This is a genomic window from Serratia sp. PL7 (assembly GCF_945957435.1).
Map to the genome: position 1 here is coordinate 53,266 of NZ_CAMFLB010000016.1, position 24,092 is coordinate 77,357.

At 53.5% G+C, this 24,092-nt stretch carries 20 protein-coding genes; 13 read left to right on the forward strand and 7 right to left on the reverse strand.

Going from position 1 to position 24,092, the window contains the following annotated elements:
- Positions 1-128 precede the first annotated feature (128 nt).
- Positions 129-1,118 (reverse strand): quinone oxidoreductase, encoded by a 990-nt coding sequence (locus N6G83_RS37570; protein WP_211135004.1) that lies wholly within the window; start codon positions 1,116-1,118, stop codon positions 129-131.
- Positions 1,119-1,285: 167 nt separating this feature from the next.
- Here N6G83_RS37570 and dnaB point away from each other — a divergent pair, with 167 nt between their 5' ends.
- Together dnaB and alr are read left to right on the forward strand one after the other, a co-directional pair.
- Positions 1,286-2,698 carry a replicative DNA helicase gene (gene dnaB, locus N6G83_RS37575; RefSeq protein WP_024483977.1) on the forward strand — a complete coding sequence of 471 codons (1,413 nt, stop codon included), beginning with the start codon at positions 1,286-1,288 and terminating at the stop codon, positions 2,696-2,698.
- Positions 2,699-2,715: 17 nt separating this feature from the next.
- The gene (gene alr, locus N6G83_RS37580) at positions 2,716-3,795 is read left to right on the forward strand and encodes an alanine racemase (protein ID WP_065684850.1); all 1,080 of its coding nucleotides are present in this window, start codon (positions 2,716-2,718) and stop codon (positions 3,793-3,795) included.
- A gap of 49 nt (positions 3,796-3,844) precedes the next feature.
- Here the strand turns inward: alr and N6G83_RS37585 are convergent, their stop codons facing one another.
- Positions 3,845-4,612, reverse strand: coding sequence for a transporter substrate-binding domain-containing protein (locus N6G83_RS37585; RefSeq protein WP_065684851.1), 768 nt, complete (start codon positions 4,610-4,612; stop codon positions 3,845-3,847).
- Positions 4,613-4,836: 224 nt separating this feature from the next.
- Here N6G83_RS37585 and N6G83_RS37590 point away from each other — a divergent pair, with 224 nt between their 5' ends.
- From N6G83_RS37590 to N6G83_RS37605, 4 genes are all read left to right on the forward strand, one after another.
- The gene (locus tag N6G83_RS37590; protein WP_024528003.1) at positions 4,837-5,304 is read left to right on the forward strand and encodes an Lrp/AsnC family transcriptional regulator; all 468 of its coding nucleotides are present in this window, start codon (positions 4,837-4,839) and stop codon (positions 5,302-5,304) included.
- A 147-nt stretch (positions 5,305-5,451) separates the two neighbouring features.
- Entirely contained in the window at positions 5,452-6,645 is a 1,194-nt protein-coding gene (locus N6G83_RS37595) for an amino acid aminotransferase (RefSeq protein WP_024483973.1), read from the forward strand.
- Between the two features lie 246 nt (positions 6,646-6,891).
- Positions 6,892-7,245: an MmcQ/YjbR family DNA-binding protein gene (locus N6G83_RS37600; RefSeq protein ID WP_211135012.1), complete on the forward strand. Its 354-nt coding sequence runs from the start codon at positions 6,892-6,894 to the stop codon at positions 7,243-7,245.
- Between the two features lie 376 nt (positions 7,246-7,621).
- The gene (locus N6G83_RS37605) at positions 7,622-8,041 is read left to right on the forward strand and encodes a DUF1090 domain-containing protein (RefSeq protein ID WP_024528001.1); all 420 of its coding nucleotides are present in this window, start codon (positions 7,622-7,624) and stop codon (positions 8,039-8,041) included.
- Positions 8,042-8,275: 234 nt separating this feature from the next.
- Here N6G83_RS37605 and uvrA read toward each other — a convergent pair whose 3' ends face one another.
- Positions 8,276-11,104, reverse strand: coding sequence for an excinuclease ABC subunit UvrA (gene uvrA, locus N6G83_RS37610; RefSeq protein WP_074031505.1), 2,829 nt, complete (start codon positions 11,102-11,104; stop codon positions 8,276-8,278).
- 287 nt (positions 11,105-11,391) lie between these two features.
- On the opposite strand from uvrA, the gene ssb1 reads away from it, so the two are divergent.
- Together ssb1 and N6G83_RS37620 are read left to right on the forward strand one after the other, a co-directional pair.
- The gene (gene ssb1 / locus N6G83_RS37615) at positions 11,392-11,934 is read left to right on the forward strand and encodes a single-stranded DNA-binding protein SSB1 (protein ID WP_024483970.1); all 543 of its coding nucleotides are present in this window, start codon (positions 11,392-11,394) and stop codon (positions 11,932-11,934) included.
- 614 nt (positions 11,935-12,548) lie between these two features.
- On the forward strand, positions 12,549-14,429 hold the full coding sequence (locus tag N6G83_RS37620; RefSeq protein WP_211135661.1) for a group II intron reverse transcriptase: 1,881 nt from the start codon (positions 12,549-12,551) through the stop codon (positions 14,427-14,429).
- Positions 14,430-14,579: 150 nt separating this feature from the next.
- On the opposite strand, the gene N6G83_RS37625 is transcribed toward N6G83_RS37620, so the two are convergent.
- Together N6G83_RS37625 and bhsA are read right to left on the reverse strand one after the other, a co-directional pair.
- Complete coding sequence (locus N6G83_RS37625; protein ID WP_211135662.1) at positions 14,580-15,329, reverse strand: 3-oxoacyl-ACP reductase family protein; 750 nt, start codon at positions 15,327-15,329, stop codon at positions 14,580-14,582.
- Between the two features lie 196 nt (positions 15,330-15,525).
- The gene (gene bhsA / locus N6G83_RS37630; protein WP_024527998.1) at positions 15,526-15,786 is read right to left on the reverse strand and encodes a multiple stress resistance protein BhsA; all 261 of its coding nucleotides are present in this window, start codon (positions 15,784-15,786) and stop codon (positions 15,526-15,528) included.
- A 192-nt stretch (positions 15,787-15,978) separates the two neighbouring features.
- Between bhsA and N6G83_RS37635 the strand changes: the two genes are divergently transcribed.
- The 5 genes from N6G83_RS37635 to N6G83_RS37655 all read left to right on the forward strand — a co-directional run bounded on the left by N6G83_RS37635 (position 15,979) and on the right by N6G83_RS37655 (position 21,135).
- Positions 15,979-16,434, forward strand: coding sequence for a lipocalin-like domain-containing protein (locus N6G83_RS37635; protein ID WP_024527994.1), 456 nt, complete (start codon positions 15,979-15,981; stop codon positions 16,432-16,434).
- The gene (locus tag N6G83_RS37640) at positions 16,431-17,099 is read left to right on the forward strand and encodes a glutathione S-transferase family protein (protein WP_074031507.1); all 669 of its coding nucleotides are present in this window, start codon (positions 16,431-16,433) and stop codon (positions 17,097-17,099) included. Before N6G83_RS37635 ends, N6G83_RS37640 begins: the two co-directional genes overlap by 4 nt.
- A gap of 46 nt (positions 17,100-17,145) precedes the next feature.
- Positions 17,146-17,553 carry a VOC family protein gene (locus tag N6G83_RS37645; protein WP_074031508.1) on the forward strand — a complete coding sequence of 136 codons (408 nt, stop codon included), beginning with the start codon at positions 17,146-17,148 and terminating at the stop codon, positions 17,551-17,553.
- Positions 17,554-17,941: 388 nt separating this feature from the next.
- Entirely contained in the window at positions 17,942-19,303 is a 1,362-nt protein-coding gene (locus N6G83_RS37650) for an NCS2 family permease (RefSeq protein WP_024527991.1), read from the forward strand.
- A gap of 182 nt (positions 19,304-19,485) precedes the next feature.
- Positions 19,486-21,135, forward strand: coding sequence for a Na+/H+ antiporter (locus N6G83_RS37655; RefSeq protein ID WP_024527990.1), 1,650 nt, complete (start codon positions 19,486-19,488; stop codon positions 21,133-21,135).
- 35 nt (positions 21,136-21,170) lie between these two features.
- Here N6G83_RS37655 and N6G83_RS37660 read toward each other — a convergent pair whose 3' ends face one another.
- Together N6G83_RS37660 and N6G83_RS37665 are read right to left on the reverse strand one after the other, a co-directional pair.
- Entirely contained in the window at positions 21,171-22,898 is a 1,728-nt protein-coding gene (locus tag N6G83_RS37660) for a SulP family inorganic anion transporter (protein ID WP_074031509.1), read from the reverse strand.
- A 281-nt stretch (positions 22,899-23,179) separates the two neighbouring features.
- Complete coding sequence (locus tag N6G83_RS37665) at positions 23,180-24,064, reverse strand: LysR family transcriptional regulator (RefSeq protein ID WP_024527988.1); 885 nt, start codon at positions 24,062-24,064, stop codon at positions 23,180-23,182.
- Positions 24,065-24,092: the final 28 nt, after the last annotated feature.

A 24,092-nucleotide genomic window follows, 5' to 3' on the forward strand; every position in this document is an offset into this window, starting at 1 on the left:
TTTCATCACCGCGAGAGCTGACAAGAGTGTTGCTTAAAGCAACCCCCATCTCTGGCGGACTCTGCTCTACCCCTACAAAACGCAGTAAACTAGAAAGGGCTCCTTATGGAGCCCTTTCTTTATTGGCGCTACAGACCAGGGATCAGCAGGCTGGAGCCGCTGGTTTGGCCGCTTTCCAGGACCTGGTGTGCCCTCTGGGCATCTGCCAATGCAAACTTCTGTGTCGCTTTCACATCAACTTTAATCGCACCGCTGCCAATCAGCGAAAACAGCTCGTTACTGGCAAACTGCAATTCCTGACGGTTGGTGATGTAACCATTGAGCGAAGGGCGGGTGACGTAAAGTGAGCCTTTCTGATTGAGTAACGCCAGATCGACGCCAGTAACCGGGCCAGAGGCATTACCAAAGCTTACCATCAGCCCGCGGCGCTTCAGGCTGTTCAATGAGTCTTGCCAGGTACTTTGCCCTACGGAGTCATAGACCACGTTAACCTTTTCGCCGTTGGTCAGTTCAGCTACGCGCTGGGCGATGTTTTCCTGGCGATAATTGATGGTGGCCCAGGCGCCGGCACGCAATGCCTGCTCGGCTTTCTCGTCAGAACTCACGCTGCCGATCAGTTTGGCACCCAACGCTTTGGCCCACTGGCAGGCGATCAGCCCAACCCCCCCGGCGGCGGCATGGAACAGGAATACCTCGCCCGGCTTGACCTCATAGGTTTGTCGTAGCAGATAATGTACGGTCAACCCTTTGAGGAATGAGGCTGCACCTTGTTCGAAAGTGAGGTTATCCGGCAGGATAGCCACCTTTTCCAACGGGACGTTGTGAACTTCACTGTAGGCACCCAGTGCGGACTGGGCATAAACCACGCGATTGCCCGGTTTGACCGCGCTGACACCTGCCCCGACCTTGATGACCACCCCGGCCGCTTCGGTACCTAACCCGCTTGGGAAGTTTGCCGGTGGGTACAGGCCGCTGCGTACGTAAGTATCGATATAGTTGATACCGATCGCCTTGTTCTCGACCTGAACCTCCCCGGCAGCGGGATCGACAGGAGTAAAATCAACATACTGCAGCACTTCCGGGCCGCCGGTGGCGGAGAATTGGATGCGTTTTGACATGTCGCTACCTCGTTTAAATGGCTATTTTCACCCTACGCTTATCAGCCCAGACTATCTAGCCCGTTGCGCAGTGATTAATCCTTTTTTGCGCAGGGAATCATGACTGAAAATCACGTATACTCTTGCGTCAGCTTCCCCCATTCGCAACTGAATAAAGAATAGGCTTCATGGCAGGCAAAAAACCAACCAACAAGACAAACACGTACGAACCCAGAGACCGCCAGATGGAAGGGCTGAAGATGCCGCCACATTCGCTGGAGGCGGAGCAGTCCGTGTTGGGCGGTTTGATGCTGGATAACGAACGCTGGGATAACGTGGCGGAGCGCGTAGTCGCCAACGACTTCTTCAGCCGCCCACACCGCCTGATCTTTACCGAAATGCAGCGTCTGCTGGAGATGAGCCGGCCTATCGACCTGATCACGCTGTCCGAGTCGTTGGAACAGAGGGGCGATCTGGAGACGGTGGGCGGTTTTGCCTATCTGGCAGAATTATCGAAAAACACCCCTAGTGCGGCCAACATTGGTGCGTATGCCGATATCGTGCGTGAACGAGCGGTCGTCCGTGAAATGATCTCCGTCGCCAACGAAATCGCCGATGCGGGTTACGATCCGCAAGGGCGTAGTAGTGAAGATCTGCTCGATCTGGCCGAATCCCGGGTATTCCAGATCGCGGAAAACCGCGCCAGCAAAGATGAAGGCCCTAAAGGCATCGAACGTATTCTGGAAGATACCGTCGCCCGTATCGAGCAGCTCTATCAACAGCCGCACGACGGTGTTACCGGCGTAGACACCGGCTATCACGATCTCAACAAGAAAACCGCCGGTCTGCAAAAGTCTGACCTGATCATCGTCGCGGCCCGTCCGGCAATGGGTAAAACCACCTTCGCGATGAACCTGTGCGAACACGCTGCGATGACGCAGGATAAACCGGTGCTGATCTTCAGCCTGGAGATGCCCTGCAACCAGATCATGATGCGTATGCTGGCCTCGCTATCGCGCGTGGATCAGACCCGTATCCGTACCGGCCAACTGGATGATGAGGATTGGGCGCGGATCTCGAGCACCATGGGGATCCTGCTGGAGAAGCGCAATATGTATATTGACGACTCCTCTGGCCTGACGCCCACCGAAGTGCGCTCCCGCGCGCGGCGTATTTTCCGTGAACATGACGGGATTAGCCTGATCATGATCGACTACCTGCAGTTGATGCGCGTGCCGTCACTCTCCGACAACCGTACCTTGGAAATTGCCGAAATTTCCCGCTCGCTCAAAGCCTTGGCGAAAGAGCTGCAGGTGCCGGTGGTGGCGCTGTCACAGTTGAACCGTAGCCTGGAACAGCGCGCCGATAAGCGCCCGGTCAACTCCGACCTGCGTGAATCCGGCTCCATCGAGCAGGATGCTGACCTGATTATGTTCATCTACCGTGATGAGGTTTATCACGAGAACAGCGATCTGAAAGGGATTGCCGAAATTATTCTGGGTAAACAGCGTAACGGCCCGATCGGTACCGTACGCCTGACCTTTAACGGCCAATGGTCGCGCTTCGATAATTATGCGGGGCCACAATATGATGATGAATAATCAGCTAAGGAATTGAAATGAAAGCGGCAACTGCTGTCATCGATCGCCGCGCTCTGCGACATAACCTGCAACAGATCCGTCGCCTGGCGCCGCAAAGCCGCCTGATTGCCGTGGTGAAAGCCAACGCCTATGGACATGGCCTGCTGGAAACGGCTCACACCTTGCAAGATGCCGACTGTTACGGCGTAGCGCGTATCGGCGAAGCGTTGATGCTGCGTGCCGGTGGCATCGTTAAACCGATCCTGCTGTTGGAAGGGTTCTTCTGTGCTGAAGATCTGCCCGCGCTGGTGGCGAATAATATCGAAACCGCCGTTCACAGCATCGAACAGCTCGAGGCGCTGGAGCAGATTGAACTGGCGCACCCGGTGTCGGTATGGATGAAGCTGGATAGCGGTATGCATCGTCTGGGCGTGCGTCCGGAACAGGCAGAGGCGTTCTACCAGCGTTTGAGCGCCTGTCGCAACGTAGTGCAGCCGGTCAATATCATGAGCCACTTCAGCCGTGCCGACGAGCCGCTGGTGGATGCGACCGAAAAGCAAATCAGCTGCTTTGAGCGCTTCGCCAATGATAAGCCGGGCCTGAAGTCGATCGCGGCTTCCGGCGGGATCTTGCTGTGGCCACAGGCTCATTTTGACTGGGTACGCCCAGGGATTATCCTATATGGCGTATCCCCGTTGGAGGAGCCTTATGCCGATCACTTTGGGCTGCAACCTGCCATGACGCTTAAATCCAGTCTGATAGCCGTGCGTGAGCATCGTGCCGGAGAGCCGGTTGGCTACGGCGGACTATGGGTGAGTGAACGAGATACCCGCCTGGGTGTAGTGGCGATGGGGTATGGTGACGGTTACCCACGCAGTGCGCCTTCTGGCACTCCGGTATGGCTGAACGGACGTGAAGTACCGATTGTCGGCCGTGTCTCCATGGATATGATTTCCGTCGATCTGGGGCCGGATGCCAGCGATAAAGTGGGTGATGAAGTGGTGCTGTGGGGCAATGAGCTGCCGGTTGAACGGGTGGCTGCCTTTAGCGGCATCAGCGCCTATGAGCTGATCACCAAGCTGACCCAGCGCGTCACGATGGAATATATCGGCGAGTAATTTCCCTCATCTTCTCCCTGCGGGAGAAGATGAGGAGGCATTCGTCAGCTTACTTCTTCACCGCCAGCCACTGGCCGATAATCTTCTGGTACTCCCCGCTGGCCTTGCTCAAGTGCAGCCATTGATCGACATACAGCTTCCAACTCATATCATCACGCGGCAGCATATAGGCCTTCTCGCCGTATTGCATCGGCTTATCCGGGTTCACCGCACACAGCTTGGGATAGCGTTTTTGCTGGTACAGGGCTTCGGAGGCATCGGTGATCATCACGTCGGCCTTGCGGTCCACCAACTGCTGGAAAATGCCCATATTATCGTGGGACAGCGTCAGGTTGGCCTTGGGCAGATGGGCACGGACAAAGGCTTCGTTGGTGCCACCGGCAGGCTCGATCAGCCGCACTGCAGGTTTGTTAATCTGCTCAACGGTGCGGTATTTTTTCACGTCGGTACAACGCACCAGCGGGATTTTGCCATCGGTATCAAGCCGCTCGGCAAAAAACACCTGCTTTTGGCGCTCCAGCGTCACTGAGATCCCCCCCATGGCGATGTCACACTTCCCGGCCACAAAGTCAGGTGTCAGGGTTTTCCAGGTCGTTTTTACCCATTTCACCTTGGCTCCCAGGCTGTTGGCCAGTGACTCGGCCATCGCGATATCAATGCCTTCGTAGCTGCCATCCTCTTTCAGGAAGGTGTAGGGCTTGTAATCGCCGGTGGTACAGACCGTCAGCGTTTTTTGCTGCAATACCTTGTCCAGATTGGATTGTGCGCTGGCGCTCCCGGTGGCGACCAGCAAGGCGAGAGGCAATAGTTTTTTCATCAAATTTCCTTTTCATGTCGACAAATACATTTGTGGTTTTATGCGCGGTTTTGCCGTTAATTGTTGTTGGTTTGCGTAATTTAGCCGTTTTTTATGCCATTTTTGAGCAGGGAAGCTGGCTTTGCTGCTATGTCTCTCACAACCCGCCAGCACCGATGGTTGCAAGGCTAAAAAAGCTGCTAGTCTGTAGCGTCAACATTTATTAACACATTTTACAGGTGGCTATGTACAACATTGACGATTTTGATATGAAAATCCTGACGCTGTTACAGGCCAATGGTCGTCTGACCAATCAGGAACTGAGCGAACTGGTCGGGCTTTCGGCCTCGCAATGCTCGCGCCGCCGTATCAGCCTGGAGCAGGCCCAATTGATCAAAGGGTATCATGCCCGGTTGGCACCGGAGGCGGTGGGATTGGGGCTGGTAGGGCTGATAGAGGTAAGCCTGCTGACGCATACCCAAGAGCAGATCGACAGTTTCCATCAGATGCTGGCAGAAGTGGACGCAATTGTTGACGTTTATAAAACCACCGGCGATGCCGACTACCTGCTGAAAGTAGCGGTAGCAGACCTGCCCGCGTTAAGTGAGTTTATCAGCCAGACGCTTTCCCGCCATAAAAGTGTCGGACATATCAAAACGGCGGTGGTGCTGGAACGGATCAAAGAAAACGGTTTGCTTCCGGTAGCGAGATAAAGCTAAAACCCAACGCCAATTTGTGGCTATAGTAGGCTGTGTCCCCCAATTGACCGTGGTGCCGTCGCAGACCCAAAAGCCCTAATCAAGGCGGAGGGTGCAGGGCCTAGACAGTGTCCGAATAACCAAAATCAGGAGAACCAACCCGTGTTCCAGAATGTTGAAGCCTATGCAGGTGACCCGATCCTGTCGCTGATGGAAAAATTCAAAAAAGATCCCCGTGCGCACAAGGTGAACCTGAGTATTGGCCTTTACTACAACGAGCAAGGCATCATCCCACAGATGAAGGCCGTTGCCGCTGCTGAAGCCCAACTTAACAGCGTTGAACAGGGGGCCTCGGTCTACCTGCCGATGGAAGGCCTACAGCCTTACCGTAGCGCAATCCAACAGCTGTTGTTTGGTGCCGAACACCCCATGCTGCAACAGGGGCGTATCGCCACCATTCAAACCGTGGGCGGCTCTGGTGCGTTGAAAGTGGGGGCCGACTTCCTGAAAAGCTATTTCCCGGATTCTCAGGTTTGGGTCAGCGATCCGACTTGGGAAAACCACGTAGCCATCTTTGGTGGTGCTGGTTTCAAAGTGAATACTTACCCCTATTTCGACGGTGAAAAGCTGGGGGTGAAATTTGATGCCATGTTGAGCACGCTGCAACAGTTGCCGGCCAAGAGCATTGCGCTGCTGCATCCTTGCTGCCATAACCCGACCGGCTCCGATCTTACCAATGCCCAGTGGGATCAGGTGGTTAAAGTGATCGCCGAACGTGAACTGATCCCGTTCCTCGACATCGCCTATCAGGGCTTTGGCGGCGGAATGGATCAGGATGCCTACGCCATTCGCGCCATCGCAGCTGCCGGTTTGCCGTGCCTGGTGAGCAACTCATTCTCGAAAATCTTCTCGCTGTACGGTGAGCGCGTGGGTGGGCTTTCTGTGGTGTGTGAAAGCAGCGAAGCTGCTGAACGCGTGCTGGGGCAGTTGAAAGCGACCGTGCGGCGTAACTACTCCAGCCCACCGAACTTCGGTGCGCAGGTGGTGGCAAAAGTGCTGAACGATGCGCAGCTGAAAGCGCAATGGCTGGCCGAAGTGGAGTCCATGCGCAGCCGTATTCTGGAGATGCGTAAAGCGCTGGTCGAAACGCTCAAGGGCGCATTGCCACAGCGTAACTTCGATTACCTGCTCGAGCAGCGCGGCATGTTCAGCTACACCGGCTTTAGTGCGGCTCAGGTTGATCGGCTGCGTGAAGAGTTCGGTGTCTATCTGATCCACAGCGGCCGTATGTGTGTGGCGGGTCTTAACCACAATAACGTTCGTCAAGTGGCAGAGGCCTTTGCTGCGGTGCAGTAACGGCCTGAATGCAGTGATTTTAGGGGCGATAGCGATATCGCCCCTTGTTGTTTCTGCGTACTGGCGATTGCCGCCAACGGGATAAAGAATATACTGATTGAGGGCGCTAAGACTTTTCGTATGCGCCATAAAGCCCTGCTTTCAGCGACCAGGCGCGGTTCTCTACCTGACTGGCAGGGTATCTGGCTGGCAACAGCATACTCACAGTGGTTCGCGCCGCATTGTGTCTTGGCGGGAAATAACCCAATGAATAACTCAGCACTGCTGGAATACTGCATGGCGAAACCTGGCGCACACCAAAGCGATCAAAACCAATGGCAGGCCAGCCAGATCAAGGTGGGAGATGTCATGTTCGCTATGGTGTGTGAAGTACAGGGGCGCCCGGCGCTAGCAATCAAAAGCAGCCCGGAACTGGCGGAAAGCCTGCGTGAGCAGCATCCAGAAATCGTCCCCTGCGAACATCTGAATAAAGCCCATTGGAACGCAGTATTTCTGGATGGCAACCTGCCCAACTCGCAGTTTTATCACTTGATAGACAGCTCATATCGGTTGGTGCTGGAAGGGTTGCCCGAGCAGGTGCGCCAAGAGCTGCGCATTTGAATTTATAGGTGGTCAGGCCTGTTGGCTCAAGAGTGGCGACAGGCCAAGAGGACTACGTCCCCCGATATCTATGGGGAAATTTTATTTTGTAGGTCAATATTGTTTACTGCGTTATTTAGTTCTAAGAAACAGGATTGGCAAGGTTTTTTTGTGTTTAATTCCGCTGATTGGATTATTTTATATTAATTGGTGATGATTTAAAGACTGATAAAAATAGGTTGATAATTTATTTGCAATAGCACGGCGCAGTTAATTAAGAGAGTTCTCATTGGAATCTAAATTATGACTGTGTTATTAATGCGTCTATATTAATCTGCTTAAAGGCAAATAAGGATAAGGGATCCCTACGGGGAACCTACTAAAAGGAAATTTAACTATGAAACTGCATCATTCAATATTTTTGGTACTGCCGCTGCTCGTTTATTCCTCGTTATCATTAGCTTCGCCAAATTGTGCAATAAAAGAACAAAAACTGCGAGAGCAGCTCGATTACGCGACGCGTTATGGCAATGTCCATCGTGTTGAGGGGCTTAATCGGGCCTTGGCCAATGTGCAGACCTACTGCCACGGTAGTTATCAAGGTCGTTATAATAGATACGATTATGCGCCAGCCGCTCAGCCGTTTGAATTTGATCGCCAGTATCAAATTGCCAAGAAGCAACGAAAAGTAGAAAAAAGGAAACAAGAGCTGTATGAAGCCCAGCTCAAAGGCAAGCCGAGCAAAATTGCTAAACGACAGAGAAAATTAGCCGAAGCCGAATTTGAATTGAAACAGGTGCAGGCATGGGGGGGATAACCTGGCCGATATGAGCAGATGTTAGCCTCAGATAAATAATGCCGAGTTTTGGCGGTGAGAGTGATTTGGCCACTGAGTCGGCACGTTAAGCGTTTTACCTATCCGTCCGTGTGACAGTTAAAACCCCAAATCCGCTCCCGCCTTTCTAAGGTGGAAACTTATTGCTGTCCCCAGGTTGCGCCGTAATAATAGCCAACATGCCGAGCTTAGGTGTTCGGCATGTTGGCCACGGTTTTATCTCTGCAACATCGGTTTCAGGAATCGCGCGGTATGCGACTCTTTACAGTTGGCCACGGTTTCCGGCGTGCCGGACACCAGGATCTCACCGCCGCCGCTGCCGCCTTCCGGCCCCAGATCGACGATCCAGTCCGCCGTTTTGATGACGTCCAGGTTGTGTTCAATCACCACGATGGTGTTGCCCTGATCGCGCAATTGATGCAGCACCGCCAGCAACTGCTGGATATCGGCGAAGTGCAGGCCGGTGGTGGGTTCATCAAGAATATACAGCGTCTGGCCAGTGCCCCGTTTCGACAGCTCACGCGCCAGTTTCACACGCTGCGCTTCACCACCGGAAAGGGTGGTGGCCGACTGCCCGAGACGGATATAGGAAAGCCCAACCTCCATCAACGTTTGCAGCTTACGCGCCAAGGCGGGTACGGCATCGAAGAATTCACGGGCTTCCTCAATGGTCATTTCCAGCACTTCGTGGATGTTTTTGCCCTTGTACTTCACTTCCAACGTTTCGCGGTTATAGCGTTTGCCTTTGCACTGATCGCAAGGCACGTAGATATCCGGCAGGAAGTGCATCTCTACCTTGATCACGCCGTCGCCCTGGCAGGCTTCGCAGCGGCCGCCCTTGACGTTAAAGCTGAAACGGCCCGGCGTATAGCCACGGGTACGGGATTCAGGTACCCCGGCAAACAGTTCACGCACCGGGGTGAAGATCCCGGTATAGGTGGCCGGATTAGAGCGTGGCGTACGGCCAATTGGGCTCTGATCGATATCGATCACCTTGTCGAAATGTTCCAGACCGGTCACTTCGCGGTAAGGAGCCGCTTCGGCAATGGTTGCACCGTTGAGCTGGCGTTGGGCGATCGGGAACAGCGTATCGTTGATCAGCGTTGACTTGCCGGAACCGGAAACGCCGGTAATGCAGGTAAACAGCCCGACAGGCAGCGTGAGCGTCACGTCTTTCAGGTTGTTGCCGCGTGCGCCGCTGAGTTTCAGCACCTTGGTCGGATCGGCGGGCACGCGTTCGGCCGGAATGGCGATTGAGCGCTTGCCGCTAAGGAACTGGCCGGTCAGTGAATCCGGTTGGGCCATGATGTCATCGACGGTGCCTTCCGCTACCACCTGGCCGCCGTGAACACCGGCACCAGGGCCGATATCGATCACGTGGTCGGCCGCGCGGATCGCGTCTTCGTCGTGCTCTACCACGATCACCGTGTTGCCCAGATTACGCAGGTGGATCAGGGTTTCCAGCAGGCGTTCGTTATCGCGCTGGTGCAGGCCAATGGAAGGCTCATCCAGCACGTACATCACGCCTACCAGGCCAGCACCGATCTGGCTTGCCAGGCGAATACGCTGGGCTTCACCACCGGACAGCGTTTCCGCAGAGCGTGACAGTGAAAGGTAGTTCAGCCCGACGTTAACCAGGAACTTCAGACGATCGCCGATCTCTTTCAACACCTTCTCGGCGATCTGGGCACGTTGACCGCTCAGTTTCATATTCTGGAAGAAGGTCATGGCATGGCCGATGCTGAGCTCAGAGATCTCCGGCAGCGTAGTATCTTCCACGAACACGTTACGGGCTTCTTCACGCAGGCGGGTGCCACGGCACGAGGCGCAAGGACGGTTGCTGATAAATTTGGCCAGCTCTTCGCGCACCGCGCTGGATTCGGTCTCTTTGTAGCGGCGCTCCATATTATGCAGCACGCCTTCAAACGGATGGCGGCGCACGGTGGTGTCACCGCGATCGTTGATGTATTTGAATTCGATCGACTCTTTGCCCGAACCGCTCAGTACCGCTTTCTGCACGTTGGCATCCAGGCTGCTGAACGGGGCTTCCACATCAAAGCTATAGTGCTCCGCCAGCGAGCGCAGCATCTGGAAATAATAGAAGTTACGGCGGTCCCAACCGCGGATAGCGCCACCGGCCAGAGAAAGCTCGGGGTTCTGTACCACACGTTCAGGATCGAAGAACTGCTGCACGCCCAGTCCGTCACAGGTTGGGCAGGCGCCGGCTGGGTTGTTGAACGAGAACAGCCGGGGTTCCAGCTCGCGCATGCTGTAGCCGCAGATAGGGCAGGCAAAGTTGGCGGAGAACAGCAGTTCATCGGCCTTTTCGTCATCCATATCGGCGACGACGGCGGTACCGCCGGACAGTTCCAATGCGGTTTCAAACGACTCGGCCAAACGCTGTGCCAGATCGTCACGCACTTTAAAACGGTCCACCACCACTTCAATGGTGTGTTTCTTTTGCAGCTCCAGCTTTGGCGGATCGGAGAGATCGCACACTTCACCGTCGATGCGCGCGCGGATATAGCCCTGGGTTGCCAGGTTTTCCAGCGTTTTGGTGTGTTCGCCCTTACGATCTTTCACCACCGGTGCCAACAGCATCAGGCGTTTGCCTTCCGGCTGGTTGAGCACGTTATCCACCATCTGGCTGACGGTTTGTGCCGCCAACGGAACGTGGTGATCCGGGCAACGCGGTTCGCCGACGCGGGCAAACAGCAGGCGCAGGTAATCGTGGATCTCGGTGATAGTCCCGACCGTGGAGCGCGGGTTATGCGAGGTCGATTTTTGCTCGATGGAGATCGCCGGGGACAGACCTTCAATATGGTCGACGTCCGGTTTTTCCATCAGCGAAAGAAACTGGCGAGCGTAGGCAGAGAGCGATTCAACGTAGCGCCGCTGCCCCTCGGCATACAGTGTATCAAAAGCCAGTGAGGACTTGCCGGAACCTGATAGACCGGTAACGACGATCAGCTTGTCGCGCGGGATAATCAGGTTGATGTTTTTGAGATTGTGGGTTCGAGCACCACGAACTTCGATATTGTCCATTTACACTTCCCGTCTTGATGATACACCGCGCCTGTCTGCGTTCTTTTGTGGGCGATTATGTGATCTATTGCGCAAAAAAACGGCTCGGCCAGTACGAAACGCATAATTATGGCACAAAAAAACCTGAATGAATATCCAGTATACGAATGCAACAAGGTCGTTCGCAGAGACATTTTTGGAAGGCACTTCGCAGGTATAATCTAAGCAGGTGGCATGCTACAATTTGTGGTTTAGACTATCCAAAATGTGGTCTGAATCCACTTAAATGACTCATCGGGAGATCGAACATGGCCAGCAGAGGCGTAAACAAAGTAATTTTGGTCGGGAATCTGGGTCAAGACCCTGAGGTCCGTTACATGCCTAATGGCGGCGCAGTTGCCAACATTACCCTGGCGACCTCCGAAAGCTGGCGTGACAAGGCTACTGGCGAGCAGAAAGAAAAAACGGAATGGCACCGCGTGGTGTTGTTCGGCAAGCTGGCAGAAGTGGCGGGTGAATACCTGCGTAAAGGTTCCCAGGTTTACATCGAGGGTGCATTGCAGACCCGTAAATGGACCGATCAGGCGGGCGTAGAAAAATACACCACCGAAATCGTGGTCAACGTGGGTGGCACCATGCAGATGTTGGGTGGCCGCCAAGGTGGCGGTGCTCCAGCAGGCGGCGGCGCTCCAGCGGGTGGCCAGCAGGGCGGTTGGGGTCAACCTCAGCAGCCACAGGGCGGCAACCAGTTCAGCGGTGGTCAACAGCAGCAGGCTCGCCCAGCGCAAAACAGCGCACCAGCAGCTAGCAACGAACCGCCAATGGACTTTGACGACGATATTCCGTTCTAGGTGCGCCGTTTTGCTTTGTAAATCAAGTGGTTATCTCATTTTTTCGAGGTGGCCATAGGCTGTTGGAGTGCCTATTGCAAGCCTGACTTATCCTTACCCAGTAATGGGTTTGAACCTCGAAAGAGGAAGGGGAGTGCAGCATGTCAGGAAAAGGCTGGTTGCGGGGAAATAGCCTACTTTGCGCCAGCCATTGCAAGTCCCATATGGTTAAGCCTGATTGGTTGAATCATAGTTCATAGTGGGTTTCGGGATACCTTTGACTCACGGTTATTCAGGAGTCATATCAGTATTTATAGGGGTTATTGTTAGAAGGCCGCTATATCCAACAATATTGGCACCTACTCGGTGAGAGTGGCAATTGAACGTAAGTGGAACCTAAGTGGGACGTACCTTGACTACAAAGAAATACGGGATTACCTAAGTTGGTTAAGTCATCAACCAATAAGGTAACGGAGACTTCGTAGTACCCAACGTAGCTCTGTAATGGAGTAGCAATTGGATAACCAATCTGAAAAGTATATATAAATCGATAAGTAACTATCGGTGAAATTATACTTGTAAGGGGGAAGGGAGTCAGTTGGATCAATACTAATAGAAGCGAGGTTCGATAGTCAGTGCTATCACAACGAACACTCAATGCTCTAAATGGTATAAGCAAAGCCAGCATACAAGGTCATAAGGTCAAGAAACTACATAAAATTATGTGTAGCAATAAGGATCTTTGGGCGCAGGCATATGCGAATATTTATTCCAATCGGGGAGCTATGACGAAAGGGATAGATAATAATACGATGGATGAAATGAGCGTCGATAGGATTATTAGTCTTATTGAAACCATTAACTCAAACACGTATAGCCCCAAACCTTGTAGGCGCATATACATACCTAAAGATGCCCAAAAGCCGAATGGAAAGAGACGTCCACTGGGTATTCCTACTGGAGATGATAAATTAGTACAGGAGGTAATGAGGATGCTGTTGGAGGAGATCTATGAGCCAATCTTTAGCGATTGGAGTTATGGGTTCAGACCAAAGCGGTCCTGTCATTCTGCATTAAAAGAAATCAGAAACAGTTGGAAGGGGACTAAATGGGTATGTAATGTTGATATCCAAGGTTACTTTGACAACATTGACCATGATCTTCTTCAGAAGTTTTTAAGTAAGCGGATCACTGATAGCAAATTTCTGGCACTTCTCAAGAAGTTCCTGAAAGCTGGGTATCTGGACAATTGGCGTTACTTTGGCACTCACAGTGGCACGCCGCAAGGTGGTATTATTTCCCCTGTCCTTGCCAATGTATTTCTCCATGAGCTTGATGAATTTATGAAAGATAGAATCAGCAAGTTCGGCAAAGGAGGAAGAAGGAAGCCTAATCCCATATATAAAAGAGCACTACAAAACCGAGCAAACCGTATTAAATGGATCAGGCAAGGTTTCGGCGCCTCTGGAATGACTGCTGATGAGCAGAAAATCCAAAGATGGAGACACGAAGCGGATGAACTGGAAAAACAATTGCGTAGTTTACCCAGTGTTATCACGGACGATACTGAGTTCAAAAGAATGCGATATGTTCGATATGCTGATGATTTTCTGATAGGTGTTATAGGAAGTAAAAATGAAGCAGAAACGATAATGAAAGAGGTTGTCGATTTTGTTGAAACTGAACTTCACCTCGAAATATCTAAAGAAAAATCCAGCATTATTGACCCAAAGAAAGGATTCACTTTCCTCGGCTATGAGGTTAAAGCACGTCGTGAAAGCAAACAGGTCAAATGTATTGTGGGGCTTAAAACAGATGGAAGCAAAATTCATGCGGTAAAACGCACGATAACGGAACATATCCATCTGGGAGTACCGAGAGAGAGAATCCAGAAGTTTTGCTCTCTGCATGGCTATGGGTATTACGATGGCGGATATGGTAACAGCACTAGTCGGCCAGCAATGATGCATATGTCTGACTATGAAATCATTGGTCAATACAATGCTGAAATGCGTGGCTACGCAAATTACTACAATCTTGCACCGGCTCTCTATCTCAATAAGTTGCATTGGATATGGGAAAACAGTCTTTATAAGACGCTGGCAGGTAAACATCAAACATCTCGCACCAAAATCGCAAAACGATTAAGACATGCAGATGGCAGGTCTGTTTATCGGGAAAATCGTAATGGTAGGATATATGAGTTAGAGGTGTTCAGACTCAAAAACAGAAGTGCGCCGAAACATAGTTCACTGGATATATTGCCGAATACGCATATATATTCTGGAAGAACTGAACTGCTGGAAAGGATGGCTGCACGCCAATGTGAATATTGCGGTACCCGAACCGGTCCTTTTGAAGTCCACCATGTGAGGAAACTTAAGGATATCAAAGCGGGTACGGATAATTGGAAGAAACTAATGATTGCCCGTAACAGGAAAACATTAGTGCTCTGTCAAGTATGCCACGTCAATCTTCACCGAGGAACATTGCCAGACCGAAGAACCTTTGTTTGATCTAATGGAGAGCCGTATGCATAGAAATGTGCATGTACGGTTCGGTGGGGGGACAACGGCTAACCCGTTAGGGTGTACGTGTTCTACCCAACTTGTCCTCAGGTTCAAAACGAAAAGCCCCTTTTTGGGGCTTTTTTGCTTTAGAGGGCATTACGCCGAGAAGCCACCGTCAATCGTCAGGCTGGCACCGGTGATATATCCCGCCTCTGGCCCCGCCAGATAAGCCACAAAGCTGGCAATCTCTTCATCCTTACCATAACGGCCAACGGCCATCATCGGTTTCAACTGTTCGGCAAAATCGCCATCAGCCGGGTTCATATCGGTATCTACCGGGCCGGGTTGGACATTATTGACGGTAATGCCGCGTGAACCCAGATCGCGAGCCATACCCTTGGTTAAACCGACCAGCGCCGACTTGCTCATGGCGTAGATCGCCCCACCGGTAAACGGCATGCGCTCGGCGTTGGTGCTGCCAATATTGATAATGCGACCGTTGTCGTTCATATGGCGAGCTGCCTCCTGGCTTGCAACAAATACGCTGCGGACGTTAACGGCCAGCGTGCGATCCAGATCTGCTAACGACAATTCCGCCAGACTACCCATTGCCAGCACGCCCGCGTTGTTCACCAGAATATCCAGCTTGCCGAAGCTGTTTACCGTCTGGCGTATCGCCAGTTGCAGAGCCTCAGCGTCGGCACTGTCTGCACGGATGGCAATGGCTTGACCGCCAGCGGTCGTAATAGCTTCAACCACCTCATCGGCTTTATCGGGGGAGGAAACGTAGGTGAAAGCGACGGTTGCGCCTTCACGTGCCAAGCGCTTAACGATGGCTGCACCGATACCGCGTGAACCACCCTGGACAAAAGCCACTCGGCCTGACAGAAGTTGGGTTACCGACATGATATCTCTCCAAAAGTTGTGATGGTGATAAATAGCAACTGCAGTATCTGGGAAAACACAGGCAGGGGATTGCCAAAATGGGCCATGTGCCGGTTGGCTGGCGGGGATGGGTTACATTATAGAGTAGTCTGGTTGTTCCGGTTTTTACTACCGGTTAAAACGTGAAAAGCCCCTTGCGGGGCTCATAATCTGACGATTAGTTAAAGATTTCTGCGGTGCCGTACAGCTTGTTCTGGCCACCGGCGGACACGATGCGGTAAGAGTTGGCACCGGATGCGGCGGCTTTGCTTGCCAGTTCGGCTTCCAGAGCGCTCAGGTTGCTGGCACCGCTTACGGAAACCACACCGATTTTTTGTGCGTCGGCAGCGGGTTGGCTGGTGACCTGGTCAGCGGCAATGCTGGCGAAAGAAGCGGAAGTTAACAGTACAGCAGTAGCAAAAATTTTGATGCTTTTCATGATTCAATCCTCAGGGGTTTTGTTAGGTGAGAGGCTGTTGTCTCTCGATGTGTTGAATGATAGGCCACTTGGTGGGAATGGAAAATCGGATAGTTTTGAGTATCTTTGTCAAATAAAATGAATAAATAGTGTGATTGGCGATAGTTGAAATCACAACTACCTTTTAACCAGGGCGTTTAAGGAGTGTATGTGATGATGGCAGACCGGTTTATTGGCAGTTGGGCGCTGGTTTCTTCCGTATTCAAAGGGGAGGATGGGGCAATACATCACCCTTTGGGCGAGCAGGTGTTGGGGCGGCTCAACTATGAGGCCAACGGCACCATGGCAGCGCAGCTCTATAGCGCAACGCGGCCAAGGTTTGCCTCGGAGGATTTGGCGCAGGGCAGCGATCGAGAGATCCGCCCCGCCTTTGTGAATATGCTTTGTTACTTTGGCCGCTATCGGATTGATGAAGATAAACAGTGCATCATTCATCGGGTCGAGGGCTGTTCGTTCCCCAACTGGCTGGGTAGCCAGCAGATCCGCTTCTACAGTTTCACTGACGATAAACTCACATTACGCACCGTACCGTTGCAGCTGGGTAACAGCGTGCAAATTGGCGAGTTGGTGTGGCAACGGCTCCAGGCCGCTGAGGGAGAAAAATCATGATTATCGTGCATCATCTGAATAACTCACGTTCGCAGCGCATCTTATGGTTTCTGGAGGAGCTCGGTGTTCCCTATCAGGTTCTGCGTTATCAACGCGATAAAACCACCATGTTGGCACCGCCCGAGTTGAAAAAGATCCATCCGCTGGGCAAATCGCCGGTAGTGGTAGACGGCGATCTGACGCTGGCGGAATCGGGCGCCATTATAGAATATCTGCAGGAGGCCTATGATGCACAAGGGTTATTCACTCCCACGGATTTCCACGCCCGCCAGGAGTATCGCTATTGGCTGCACTATGCAGAAGGGTCGTTGATGCCGCTACTGGTAATGAAACTGGTGTTTAGCCGTTTAGGACATCCGCCAATCCCATGGGTGATACGCCCGGTTGCCGGGGCGATCGGTAAAGGGGTACAGAAAGAGTATCTGGATAAGCAGATTGCGACGCATCGCGATTATCTGGAGCAACACCTGAATAAAAACATCTGGTTTGTGGGCAATGAATTCAGCGCAGCAGATATCCAGATGAGTTTCCCGGTGGAGGCACTAGCTGGGCGAGGCGGGCTGGAGGGGTGCCCGAAACTACAAGACTATCTGCAACGCATTCACGCACGTCCTGCGTATCAGCGGGCTCTGGAACAGGGTGGGCCGTTTAGCGTGCTGGGTTGAAGGCTTGAACTATACTCGATAGGGTCACTTTCATAGGAGATAGCCCATGGCTACGCAAATTTTTGTTAACCTGCCCGTCAGCAATTTGCCCGCTTCTATCGAGTTTTTCCGCCAATTGGGGTTTACCTTCAACCCGCAATTTACCGATGACACTGCCGCCTGCATGGTCGTGAGTGAGAGTATTTACGTGATGTTGCTGTCTCACGAGAAATTCCAACTGTTTACCCCCAATCCTATCAGCGATGCCAACAAAGCGACGGAAGTGCTGATTTGCCTGTCTCAACCCAGCCGTGCTGCGGTAGATGCGTTGGTACGCAAAGCCATTGCCGCCGGTGGCAATACTTATAATCAGCCACAGGATTACGGCACTATGTATGGCCATGGCTTCCAGGATTTGGATGGCCATATCTGGGAGTTGATGTACATGGATGAGCAGGCGATGCAATCGCAATAATCTTTTCCGCCCCAAGCTGTCGGGGCGAACTTCCCCCTTTAAGTCGTAATGTGATAAACCTCACATCTTCAACAATGATGGCTGCCAATACGTTTTCGCATAAATTGTCGCGATCTTTAGTTGATCAGACGGTATAGAAGGCTAGATAATCGTTTGCCTTGAAAATCCCTCCCGGTAGCGTTTGGGATTTTTTGGGGCAAGACCACCATAAATCACCCGCTGCATGCGATGAGAGTTAAACGTTTGCCTTTTACACGGCGTCTGTTGCCGCGTTCCTGAAGGGTAAGGACGCGAACGTGACGGAAACGGTTTCGTAATGACCATGCATCAGTGGGATAACAAGCCATTTCATCCAGGCTGGCAGCAATGAAAAACAGGGGACAGCAACATGTCGAATTCTCAAGCAAATAACGCCGTGACACCCAAAGGCGGGCTTGATGCGTATTTTAAACTTACAGCACGGGGTACCAACGTGCGTCAGGAAGTGGTGGCAGGGTTAACCACCTTCCTGGCGATGGTTTACTCGGTGATCGTGGTTCCCAGCATGCTGGGTAAAGCCGGTTTCCCACCGACTGCGGTATTCGTTGCCACCTGCCTGGTTGCCGGTTTGGGATCGCTGCTGATGGGCTTGTGGGCCAACCTGCCGATGGCGATTGGTTGTGCCATTTCACTGACGGCGTTCACCGCCTTTAGCCTGGTGCTGGGTCAGCACATCAGCATTCCCGTGGCGCTGGGCGCGGTATTCCTGATGGGGATCCTGTTTACCATCATCTCGATTACCGGTATCCGTTCCTGGATCCTGCGTAACCTGCCAATGGGAGTGGCGCACGGCACCGGTATTGGTATCGGCCTGTTCCTGCTGCTGATCGCGGCTAACGGTGTCGGCCTGGTGGTGAAGAATCCGCTGGATGGCTTGCCGGTCGCGCTGGGGGCATTTACCTCGTTTCCAGTGGTGATGACGTTAATCGGGCTGGCGGTGATCTTCGGCCTGGAAAAACTGCGTGTGCCAGGCGGCATCTTGCTGGTTATTATTGCCATTTCGGTTATCGGCCTGATTTTTGACCCGGCGGTGAAATATCAAGGGTTATTCGCCATGCCTAGCCTGGCGGGGCCAGATGGCAAATCGCTGATCTTCAGCCTGGATATCATGGGGGCGTTACAACCGGTGGTGTTGCCAAGCGTGTTGGCATTGGTAATGACTGCGGTGTTCGACGCCACGGGCACCATCCGTGCGGTTGCCGGGCAGGCCAATCTGCTGGATAAAGATGGCCAGATTATTAACGGTGGCAAAGCGCTGACTTCCGATTCCCTGAGCAGCATCTTCTCCGGGCTGGTTGGGGCTGCACCTGCCGCGGTTTATATCGAATCTGCCGCGGGTACGGCGGCGGGCGGTAAAACCGGCCTGACGGCCACCGTGGTCGGGCTGTTGTTCCTGCTGATCCTGTTCCTGTCGCCGCTGTCCTATCTGGTGCCAGTGTATGCCACCGCTCCTGCGCTGATGTACGTTGGCCTGCTGATGTTGAGCAACGTCACCAAGCTGGATTTCGACGACTTTGTCGACGCCATGGCCGGTTTGCTGTGCGCGGTGTTTATCGTGCTGACCTGTAACATCGTGACCGGCATCATGCTGGGCTTCAGTTCACTGGTGATTGGCCGCGTGTTCTCTGGTGAATGGCGTAGGCTGAACATCGGTACCGTGTTAATCGCGGTGGCGCTGGTGGCGTTCTATGCTGGCGGCTGGGCAATTTAAGCCTTCCTTCAATGGGGCTGACCTCCGGCCCCGTTGTTTATCCTCTTCAGACTATTCTCCTTATCTTCTGCGACGTGTTTTGAAAGGCACAACAAGCTTTATCCGTACCTAAAAAAGTGATCTACTATCCAGATACTTTTACCCGCGCTTTGGTGATACGAGCTCAAGAGTCTAAGGAAAGCATGGAAATCTTTTTTACAATCCTCATTTTGATCCTGGTGGTCTCCCTGTCTGGGGTGGTAACACGTATGTTGCCGTTCCAGATCCCGTTACCTTTAATGCAGATCGCCATTGGGGCCTTGCTGGCCTGGCCGCATTTCGGGCTGCACGTTGATTTTGACCCCGAACTGTTTTTAGTGCTGTTTATTCCACCGTTGCTGTTTGCCGATGGTTGGAAAACACCGACACGCGAATTCCTGCACCACGGGCGTGAAATCCTGGGGTTGGCCTTGGTGCTGGTGTTGATCACCGTTGTCGGCGTGGGTTATCTCATTTACCTGATGGTGCCAGGGATCCCATTGGTCGCCGCGTTTGCGCTGGCTGCAGTGTTGTCACCTACCGATGCCGTGGCTCTGGGGGGGATCGTCGGCAAAGGGCGCATCCCAAGAAGTATCATGGGGGTGTTGGAAGGCGAGGCGTTGATGAATGACGCTTCCGGCCTGGTATCGCTGAAGTTTGCCATCGCGGTGGCGATGGGGACCATGGTGTTTACCGTCGGTGGTGCCACTATGGAATTCCTGAAGGTGGCGATCGGTGGTCTGCTGGCCGGTGTGGCGGTGACCTGGACCTACAGTAAATCGCTGCGCGTGATGAGCCGTTGGAGCGGAGACGATCCGGCCACGCAGATTGTGCTGTTGTTGTTGTTACCTTTTGCTTCCTATCTGATCGCCGAACATATCGGCGTGTCCGGCATTCTGGCTGCCGTCGCCGCGGGGATGACCATCAGCCAGTCTGGCGTGATCCGTAACGCACCACTGGCCATGCGTTTGCGTGCGAACAGCGTCTGGGCGATGCTGGAGTTCGTGTTCAACGGCATGGTGTTCATCATGCTGGGGCTGCAACTGCCGGGGATCCTGGAAACCTCGATCGTGCAGGCTGAGCTGGATCCGACCATCGAGACCTGGTATCTGTTCACCGACGTGGCGATTATCTATGCCGCGCTGCTGGTGCTGCGTTTCAGCTGGTTGTGGGTGATGAAAAAGGCCAGCAATCGCTTTATGAAAAAGCGCCCTCTACAGTTTGGCGATTACAGCATACGTGAGCTGTGGGTTGCTTCTTTCGCTGGCGTACGTGGGGCGATTACGCTGGCTGGTGTGCTCTCTATCCCGCTGTTACTTAGCGATGGCACCGCCTTCCCGGCGCGCTATCAACTGGTGTTTATCGCCGCCGGAGTGATCTTGCTGTCACTGATCGTTGGCGTACTGGCGTTACCGTTATTGCTGCGCGGGGTGCATGTCGCAGACAAGAGCGCCAGCAAGACCGAAGAACGTATGGCGATTGCCATGGCTGCCGAGGTAGCGATTGAGAGCATCAACAAGATGGAAGAACGGCTGGCGGCAGACACCGAGGAAAACCTCGATCCGCAGTTGCTGAAAGAGGTCAGTTCCAGGGTGACCGGGATGTTGCGGCGGCGTATTGCCAGTAAAGACGATATCGAAAATGCGCTGGCGTTGGAAAACCTCGAACGGCGTTTCCGTTTGACCGCCTTGCGGGCGGAGCGTGGTGAGCTTTATCACCTGCGCGCCACGCAAAAAATCAGCAATGAGACGCTGCAAAAACTGCTGCACGATCTCGATTTGCTGGAAGCCTTGCTGGTTGAGCGAGAAGGCTAACCACATCTTTATGGGGCCGCTATGCGGCCCCTATCTTACTCAGCCAAGGCTTCGGCATCTCGATCCCCTTGCGCTTTACTCTCCTTGCTTTGGATCAGCTTTAACGCCAGATACAGGTCGGGAACCAGGATCAGTTTATTCTCCTTGCTGCCGGAGCGATCCAGGCGAAACCAGCGTGTCAGTTCGGTACGGCGGCCTGCGAGCACCAGTCCAATCCCTCGCAGTTGCAGATCCCGCTTCAATTCTTCGACAGCCGCGAGCACGCTGATATCCGCATGGGTGAAGCTGGCCACTGCGTCAATCACCACCCAACGTGGCTGGCTCGGCGCTCCATCTACCAGAGTGGCGATCCGCCGCTTGAAATAGGCGACGTTAAAATAGGTCAACGGCGAATTAAAGCGGTACATAATGACGCCATCGACAGGCTGGATCCCGTTGCTCTTGTCCAGCGAATGGATCATACCGTCTGCATTGACCCCCAGCAGTTGCTCGGTAGGCCGGAAAACCGTCTGTAGAAACTGCAACAGACCCAGCAGCACCGCCAGCCCAATGCCGGGAATGATCCCTACCAGCAGTACGCTCAGGAAAGTAAACAGCGCCAGGTAGAACGCGGGGCGATTGCGTTTACGCAGCCGGAAAATGCTGCGCATATCCAGTAGCGACCAAGAGGCATAAATCAGCACCACGCCAAGTACCGGGATGGGGATAAACTGCAGCGGCTCGCTAAAAAATGCCACTACCAAAGCGATCGCCAGCGCGGCAATCACCGAAACCAGCTGGCTTTTGCCACCGTTGGCATCATTAACGGCGGTACGGGAGTTGGCACCGCTGATGGCGAATCCCTGCGAAAGTCCGGAGACGATATTTACCAGCCCCAGCGCTCGAAACTCGCTGTCGGCGTCAACTTCGTAGCCATTTTTTGCCGCAAAGCTCCGGGTGGTCAGCATCATGCTGACAAAGCTGACTACGGCCAGGTTGAGCGCCGGGATCACCAGATCGCGCAGCAGCCCGGGTTTAAAATCAGGCCATGACACCATGGGCAAACCGCCACCGGTATAGCCTCCAACCGTTTCAATGCCAAAATGCGGCAAATTCGCCGCCCAGGTCAACGCCGTCGTCAGCACCACGGCGAACAGCGGTGCGGGCCAGTTAGGCCGGGCATAGTGGATGCCAAGCAGGATCAGCAGCGTCAGCAGTGACATAAGCACCGTGGGCCAATGGCTGTTGAGCAAGTTAACCGGTAGCGCGTAAATGCGTTCAATCAGCTCGCTGGAGGGCGAGGAAAAACCGAATATCTTGCTGATCTGGTTGACGATAATCGTAAGCGCCACACCGTTGAGCAACCCATTGAGGATCGGGCGTGACAGTAGGTCTGCAATGGCTCCCAGCTTGAAGCGGCTGGCAATCAGGCACCAGGTTCCCATCATCAGGGTCATCACGATGGTCAATTGCCAGTGCAGTTCGGTATGGCCAGCCGCTAGCGGAGTGACTACTGCGGCGATGACCGCGCAGGTGGCTGCATCAGGCCCGACGATAAGCTGACGCGATGAGCCAAAAATGGCGTAGGCGATCATCGGTAGAATACAGGAGTAAAGCCCGACGATGGCGCTCACGCCAGCCAACTCGGCGTAGGCAATCGCCACCGGTAATGCCACTGCCGCCACCGAGAGGCCAGCTCGGATATCAGGTTTCAACCAGCTACGCTCGTAAGCGAGCAGGTTCATCAGGCCAGGCGCGATACTCTGGAGGGATTTCCGCTGCATATCTTTTCCATCCGGCTGAATAAAGGGGCATGCTGTCTCTTTCGTTGGCCGGAAGAGTAAATCAGCGGTTTTTTAGTGATTTTTGGTGAGCATTAGCCGAAGTATAGCAGGGGATTGTGACCTGAATTTTGCGGCACGGGGCCTGATATTAGACTTTATTTTCGCTGGTGCAGGAATGGAGAGACTGAAGGTGCAACAGATTTATGTTGCACCTGACTTTGGCCCCGTACAGCTCCCTCGCCCTTTGGGAGAGGGCCGGGGTGAGGGGAAACAGACGACGATTAAGACTGAGGCCAGTACTCCCGGCAGCAGGCAATCCAGGCCTGGGCGCTGTGGGAAAGGTAGCTGCCCTGGCGCCAGATCAGCCCCACTTGCCATTCCATTCGTGGCTCCAGTGGCAGCCAGATCAGGTTTTCTTTATCCAGCCATTGGCAGACTGGCTCTGGTAAGGTGGCAATTCCCACGCCGGCCTGCACCATCGCTGCCAGAAAATCCCACTGGCCGCTGCGTACGGCAATCTTGGGTTCAAAGCCCGCCTGCTGAAAAGCTGCCATCAGCATTTTATACAGCGTGAAGTCTTCGTTATAAATCAGGATTGGCCACTCGGCCAGCTCATTGATCGCGATGCTGGTGCGGTTGAGCCAGTGTGCCGTCTTTGGCACAACTACGCACATCGGGTGGCTTAGCAGGGGCAAAAAGGTCAACGGCTGGTCAGATACTGCGGGCAGTATCGTCATCGCCAGATCCAATTCTCCGGTTAACACCGCCTGTTCGACCGAAAGACCGCCCAGTTCGGAGATCTTCAATTCGATACCCGGATAGGTCTGGCGGAACTGGCGGATCAAACCGGCGATCTGCCTGCCGACCATCGGTGGAATACCCAGCCGCAGCACCCCCTTTTTCACCGAGCTGATGTCCTCCAGTTCGGCCTCCAGCTGGCGGAATTCATCCAGGATCGCCAGGCCGCGCTGATAAACCGCCTGCCCGCTGTCGGTGAGGTGCAGCTTGCGCCCTTCGCGCACCAGCAGTGTGCACTCCAACTCGTCTTCCAGATGGCGCAACATCTTGCTGATGGTGGGTTGGGTAACAAACAGCTTCTCGGCCGCGCGGGTGAAACTCTGCTGGCGAACCACTTCCACAAAATAACGCAGGGTGCGGACATCCACTTTGGGCTCTCCTGAAGGCGGTGCTGCC

Excerpts from the sequence above, each read along its gene's own strand:
- N6G83_RS37635 (WP_024527994.1), top strand. The coding sequence starts at position 15,979 with ATGATGGCAGACCGGTTTATTGGCAGTTGGGCGCTGGTTTCTTCCGTA.
- N6G83_RS37640 (WP_074031507.1), top strand. The coding sequence starts at position 16,431 with ATGATTATCGTGCATCATCTGAATAACTCACGTTCGCAGCGCATCTTA.
- bhsA (WP_024527998.1), bottom strand. The coding sequence starts at position 15,786 with ATGAAAAGCATCAAAATTTTTGCTACTGCTGTACTGTTAACTTCCGCT.
- N6G83_RS37645 (WP_074031508.1), top strand. The coding sequence starts at position 17,146 with ATGGCTACGCAAATTTTTGTTAACCTGCCCGTCAGCAATTTGCCCGCT.
- N6G83_RS37655 (WP_024527990.1), top strand. The coding sequence starts at position 19,486 with ATGGAAATCTTTTTTACAATCCTCATTTTGATCCTGGTGGTCTCCCTG.
- uvrA (WP_074031505.1), bottom strand. The coding sequence starts at position 11,104 with ATGGACAATATCGAAGTTCGTGGTGCTCGAACCCACAATCTCAAAAAC.
- N6G83_RS37660 (WP_074031509.1), bottom strand. The coding sequence starts at position 22,898 with ATGCAGCGGAAATCCCTCCAGAGTATCGCGCCTGGCCTGATGAACCTG.
- N6G83_RS37570 (WP_211135004.1), bottom strand. The coding sequence starts at position 1,118 with ATGTCAAAACGCATCCAATTCTCCGCCACCGGCGGCCCGGAAGTGCTG.
- ssb1 (WP_024483970.1), top strand. The coding sequence starts at position 11,392 with ATGGCCAGCAGAGGCGTAAACAAAGTAATTTTGGTCGGGAATCTGGGT.
- N6G83_RS37585 (WP_065684851.1), bottom strand. The coding sequence starts at position 4,612 with ATGAAAAAACTATTGCCTCTCGCCTTGCTGGTCGCCACCGGGAGCGCC.
- N6G83_RS37605 (WP_024528001.1), top strand. The coding sequence starts at position 7,622 with ATGAAACTGCATCATTCAATATTTTTGGTACTGCCGCTGCTCGTTTAT.
- alr (WP_065684850.1), top strand. The coding sequence starts at position 2,716 with ATGAAAGCGGCAACTGCTGTCATCGATCGCCGCGCTCTGCGACATAAC.
- N6G83_RS37590 (WP_024528003.1), top strand. The coding sequence starts at position 4,837 with ATGTACAACATTGACGATTTTGATATGAAAATCCTGACGCTGTTACAG.
- dnaB (WP_024483977.1), top strand. The coding sequence starts at position 1,286 with ATGGCAGGCAAAAAACCAACCAACAAGACAAACACGTACGAACCCAGA.
- N6G83_RS37625 (WP_211135662.1), bottom strand. The coding sequence starts at position 15,329 with ATGTCGGTAACCCAACTTCTGTCAGGCCGAGTGGCTTTTGTCCAGGGT.
- N6G83_RS37600 (WP_211135012.1), top strand. The coding sequence starts at position 6,892 with ATGAATAACTCAGCACTGCTGGAATACTGCATGGCGAAACCTGGCGCA.
- N6G83_RS37650 (WP_024527991.1), top strand. The coding sequence starts at position 17,942 with ATGTCGAATTCTCAAGCAAATAACGCCGTGACACCCAAAGGCGGGCTT.